This is a genomic window from Virgibacillus sp. 7505, from assembly GCF_002272135.1.
GTDB lineage: Bacteria > Bacillota > Bacilli > Bacillales > Amphibacillaceae > Terribacillus.
This window is the reverse complement of sequence record NZ_NPBF01000565.1, coordinates 1-201: the sequence shown is the minus strand read 5'-3', so window position 1 is coordinate 201 and position 201 is coordinate 1. Positions and strand designations below refer to the sequence as shown.

At 54.7% G+C, this 201-nt stretch carries 1 pseudogene; it reads right to left on the bottom strand.

The annotated features are described in order from the left end of the window. Positions 1–201 (bottom strand): annotated as a pseudogene (locus tag CHH91_RS21120) (amidohydrolase); the annotation flags it as partial.

Genomic DNA, 201 nt, shown 5'->3' with positions numbered 1-201 from the left:
TCGACCAAATGCCGCCAATCGGGTTGGCGCTTCCAGCCCCTGTTTGTACAGTGGTGACGCCGCCACGCACGGCATCTTGGAAGGAAAAGTGGTCTAAATGAATGCCGTCCGTTGCCTCCATGAGAGGGGTAAACGGTTCAGAATATTCATTGGCGTCGTTTACGTCCTCTGTCACTTCAGCCCAGATGCCGACATGGGTGT